The organism is Dehalococcoidales bacterium (assembly GCA_035529395.1).
Lineage (GTDB): Bacteria > Chloroflexota > Dehalococcoidia > Dehalococcoidales > Fen-1064 > DUES01.
In genome coordinates this window covers 1-4,807 of record DATKWT010000145.1, presented here as the reverse complement: position 1 = coordinate 4,807, position 4,807 = coordinate 1, and the positions used below count along the sequence as shown (strand labels likewise).

Sequence of the window (4,807 nt, the reverse complement as noted above, 5' to 3'; positions counted from 1 at the left end):
TCAGGAGCAGACCGAAGCCTATCTGATTGTAGCCGACGATGTCAGAGAAATCGAGTTCTAACGAGTCGCTTCGGCGTTAGCTGTTTCCCCCGGACAGGAGGCGCAAGCACAGGTATGCGTCAGAACGTCCCGGCGGACACGTCCGGAATGGCGTCCCAGGCGCGGCGTTCCTCTTCATAGGGCGCTTCCACAAGAGCACTTTCCCTGCCGAGGAGCATGGTCTCCCGCCGCTCACCATAGGCCGGCCACTTACCGAGACTCTCACAGCTCGGGTCACCGGTCCTGGCAAAGGCCACCCAGGTGTCCTGCATGTTCTCGGAAAGGGCATCAGCCTCCGGTCCTGTCCCGGAGAAGTTCTCCTCGTGCGTTCCGAAGAGGAATCCCAGTTCCAGGGCATGGCATGCTCCCAGCCTGCCCTCCATTGCCGGCGAGGTCCAGGTGAACAGGTAGTTGTAGGCAGGAGTGCCACGCTGCATCTGGGTTTCGGCAAGTACGATAGCCGGCATTCGGAACGTACGGTCGGTCTGGATGGCCATGAGAAGCTCGGCCGGTGTGCTCGACACACCCCGTTTTTCCCGTGCTTTACGGTAGGCTTCAATCAGCCCGCTGACATCACCGGAGGGAATCAGCCTCCGGCAGCGTCCTGGAAGCTGCTCTTCGGTGAGCCTGGCTATGCTCGGGTCCATCACGCCGAACAGCTTCCACTCTTCGAGATTAGAACCGACCAGAACAGGGACGCCGTCGGCTGAGCCGCTGGCGATGGCATTGATAGGAAGCTCTGGAAGCACCTTGCCGTCAATAACCGGCTGGAGCGGCAGACCGCCACCGATGCCGGAATCGGGCGCAACCGACCTGACGGCCAGTTCCTTCTGGGCCTCCATCAGTCGGTCCACGGTCAATGAGCGCAGGGCGTCAGTATCACCGGCACTGACACCGAGAATTTCGATGAAAACGTTTGCTGCCTTTACTGAACGGTCCAGGGAACTTGCCGTGTGGGCAGCGCCGCTCTGCGGAATGGCCTTGTGGAACAGCCCCTTTGCCCCCGGCATTGCCAATTGGGCACCGACACTCATACCACCGGCGGATTCTCCGAAGATGGTCACGTTGTCCGGGTCGCCCCCGAAGGCGTCAATATTATCGCGCACCCACTCCAGGGCAAAGGTCTGGTCGAGTAGTCCCTCGTTGCCGGTAGCCGGGATTTTGCCGTTGGTTACCTCATCCAGCTTGAGGAATCCGAGAGCACCCAGGCGATAGTTGATGGTGACCAGCACGACATCACCGCGCATTGTTATGTTGCGTCCATAGTAGACCAGGGCCGAACCGGAACCCGTTGTGAAACCGCCCCCGTGAATCCAGAAGAGTACCGGACGGCGCGCGTCATCCAGGCCCGGGGTGAAGATGTTGAGGTAGAGGCAGTCTTCGTCCTGGGGTTCTGGCTGTGGGGCAGCGAGAATGCTGCTCTCGGGCGGGTTCTGTGGTGCGGTGGTGGCGAACCGTTTCACCGGACGGACACCGTCCCAGGGTTCAACCGGTTGGGGAGGAAGCCAGCGGCGGCCTCCCACTGGCGGGGCAGCGTAGGGAATTCCGCAAAAGACGTACGCTCCGCGCCGGTAGTTGCCTTCCACCTTACCTGCGGTTGTCTTGACAATTGCTTCAGTAGCCTCACTCATTACTTCCTCCTCGGTACCGTTCTGTACTGCTAGGGCAAATTGTAGTGTTTGGTGGAAGCGGTGTCAACATTGTTCTGCTTGACAGGTAGTGGCACAGCCGATAAAGTCAGGACGGATGGTGGATAGTACACTGGCACATGGAAGGTGGAAGTGTCCTCAGAATTGCAGAACGAATCACACGGGATAAACCTGCTCAACGAAAAACAGCTTCATGCTGCTCTGAAAGCATGGTATGTCCGGCCGGGGGACCAGGTGGAGGTAGCCGTTGATAGCTACATCATAGACATTATGCGGGGTGACCTGCTGATAGAGATACAGACACGCAGCTTCTCCGCACTGAAGAGGAAAGTCACCGAGCTTGTGAAGCAGCACCCGGTGCGCCTGGCGTACCCGATCGCCATGGAGAAGTGGATAGTGCGGATGCCGGAGAAAGGTGACCGTATCCTGGGGCGGCGGAGGTCACCCAGGCGGGGTATTCCTGCGGATGTCTTCGAGGAGATGGTCAGCTTCCCGGAACTCATCTCTAACAGCAACTTCTCCATTGAATTGCTGCTGATCCAGGAGGAAGAGGTACGCCGTCAGGACCGGAGGCGTGGCTGGCGTAGAAAAGGGTGGACCATCGATGAACGGCGGTTGCTGAAGGTGCTGGACCGGCTGGTACTGGAAACACCGGCGGACGTGGCAGCCCTCATCCCGGAAGACCTGGTGACGCCATTCACTACATCCGACCTGGCGCGCGCCGTCGGCAGGCCGCGTCGACTTGCCCAGAGGATGGCCTACTGCCTGAGGGCGATGGGTTGTATCACACCGGCAGGAAAGCAAGGCAACGCCATCCTGTACACCCGTACCGATGCTCCGGATACCCTCTGAACCCGTATCCGTGGTATGGGGTGCTGAGTCGGGAAGGCCTGCGCAGGCTGACCATCACGTTGGGAAAACACGCTGCTATTCCCCTGTGATACTTCTGCCAGCAGGTCGTATAATACAATAACATCGATGCAGATGGTCTTTCTTAATCGAAATATATCTATTCCGGAATGAAACGAGATACCGGGAGTATCAAAAAGGGGGGAACCATGAAGAGATCAGGAAAGATAAAGGTAGCAGCCGTAATCCTGCTTCTGGCACTGGTTGGCTCGATTATGCCGGCCTGTACCTGTGCAGAAACGGCGGAAAGCTATATGGCAATGGTACCGCGGGTCCTGCACAGCGGCAGCACGGAGTCGGTCTCTCTGGCGCTCTTCCAGGGAGAAAGGCTGGTATCTGGTAATGTCCAGGTATCGCTGCTGAAGGATGGCAGGGAGATAGCCCAGGCCAGCAAGACCATTAAGGGCAAGGGAACGATAGAGATTGACGTTCCCGATGTTGCTGAAGGGCAGTATCAGGTCCAGGTAAAGGGAGAGGGTTTTGAAGATAAAGCGACGGTAGTAGTGGAGAAAAGCCTTCTCGTCTTTCTGGAAACAGACAAACCGATATACAAACCCGGCCAGACGATGCACATGAAGGTGGTCACGCTCAATGGTGAACTCATGGCTGAAATCGGTCAGGTCGTCGTGGAAGTCCTTGACGCCAAGGGGATAAAGATATTCCGCAAAGAAGTACAGACGGATGACTTCGGGATGGTCGATATCGACCTGCCCATCTCCACGGAACCGAACGAGGGTGTCTGGAAGATAAACGCCATCACGGAAAAGGGCAAGACCCAGCTTGACGTGCGGGTGGAGAAGTACGTGCTCCCCAAGTACGAGGTCAAGGTGGAGCTTCCCAGGGACTGGTTCCTGGTGAACGAACCCTTGGTAGGTAAGGTAATCTCGGAGTACAGCTTCGGCAAACCGGTGAAGGGAGAGCTGGAAATCAGGGCCTCACGCTATGTCGGCGAGTGGCAGGAGTACGCCACTTTCTCAAAGTTAATAGACGGCGAGACGGAGTTTGAGCTACAACCCGTGCGTTACGTAGCCGGGGTCCCCGAGGCTGGCGGCAAAGGCAACGTTATGCTTGACATAACTGTCCGGGAGATGGCCACCGGTTACGAGGAACAGACCAGCCGACTGCTCTCGGTTGCCGAATCACCGTTGACTCTGCAGCTAATACCGGAGAGCATGGTCTTCAAACCGGGTCTGGCATTCGGCTTTTTGGTAATCACCGAGACGCCGGGTAATGAACCCGTAGACAAACAGGTAGAGCTGTCGGTAAATTATCTTGATAGTGAATACGAGGAGATAAAGACCGAGGAAAAGAGGGTTAATACCAGCAAGGGAAAGGCGTTGGTCACCACCACGCCGCCGGATAAAGCAGTCGCCATGATTATTAACGCCCGTGCCGAGGACGCCGGGACTTCATTGACCCTGCAGGCTTCCTACTCGCCTTCGGGGAACTTTATACACGTGGAGCAGGTGAGTGAAGGTACCCCGCGAATAGGGGAACAGATAAAGTTTAAGGTCAACTCCACCCGGCGGGCAGCCAACTTCTACTACGAGGTCGTATCACGCGACAAGGTGGTGTTTAGCGACTACACCGGGAGCAGCACGATTGCCTTCGATACCACCCCGATGATGACACCGTCCGCCAGGCTCCTCGTCTACCAGATTCTACCCAACAGCGAGGTCGCCGCGGACTACATACCGTTCCAGGTCATACCGGAGTACCCCCACGAGGTGACCGCGGAGTTCAGCAAAGAGGAAGCCGCACCCGGCACCGAAGTGGATATCAACCTCACCACCGAGGGTGAAGCCAGGGTGGGCATTGCCGTTGTGGACAGGTCGGTCTTTATACTGGCCGAGAACCGGCTCAATCTCCAGCAGGTCTTCGACGAGCTGGAGAGGCTCTACATGAAGCCCCAGGTGGAGTTGCACGAGGTCTCGATATACCCGACAATCACCACCAGGGGGGCGAAGGATGTCTTTAAAGATGCCGGTGTGGTGGTGCTGAGTAACAATAACATACCCGAAGGCAAGGAGTACGAGTCCCAGGGAGGCAAGGGCATTTTCCTGGCGCGAGATGGTCTCATGGAAAAAGGAATGGTAGTGGTTGAGGAGGCCGAAGCAGCACCGGCTGCGGCTCCGGTGGTTGTTGATACCGGTAATGGTACACTGGCTGAGGTGCAGCGGGTGCGGCAGTTCTTCCCCGAGACCTGGCTG

Annotated in this window: 3 protein-coding genes; 2 read left to right on the top strand and 1 reads right to left on the bottom strand. The window is 57.3% G+C overall.

The annotated features are described in order from the left end of the window. Window positions 1–119: 119 nt before the first annotated feature. On the bottom strand, window positions 120–1,670 hold the full coding sequence (locus VMW13_09420) for a carboxylesterase/lipase family protein (protein ID HUV45034.1): 1,551 nt from the start codon (window positions 1,668–1,670) through the stop codon (window positions 120–122). A 162-nt stretch (window positions 1,671–1,832) separates the two neighbouring features. On the opposite strand from VMW13_09420, the gene VMW13_09415 reads away from it, so the two are divergent. Then, window positions 1,833–2,540, top strand: a complete 708-nt coding sequence (locus tag VMW13_09415) for a hypothetical protein (GenBank protein HUV45033.1) — start codon at window positions 1,833–1,835, stop codon at window positions 2,538–2,540. Window positions 2,541–2,746: 206 nt separating this feature from the next. Continuing rightward, the coding region (locus VMW13_09410; GenBank protein ID HUV45032.1) for an MG2 domain-containing protein at window positions 2,747–4,807 on the top strand (2,061 nt) is incomplete at its 3' end.

Coding starts and splice junctions, on each gene's coding strand:
- VMW13_09420 (HUV45034.1), bottom strand. CDS start 1,670: ATGAGTGAGGCTACTGAAGCAATTGTCAAGACAACCGCAGGTAAGGTG.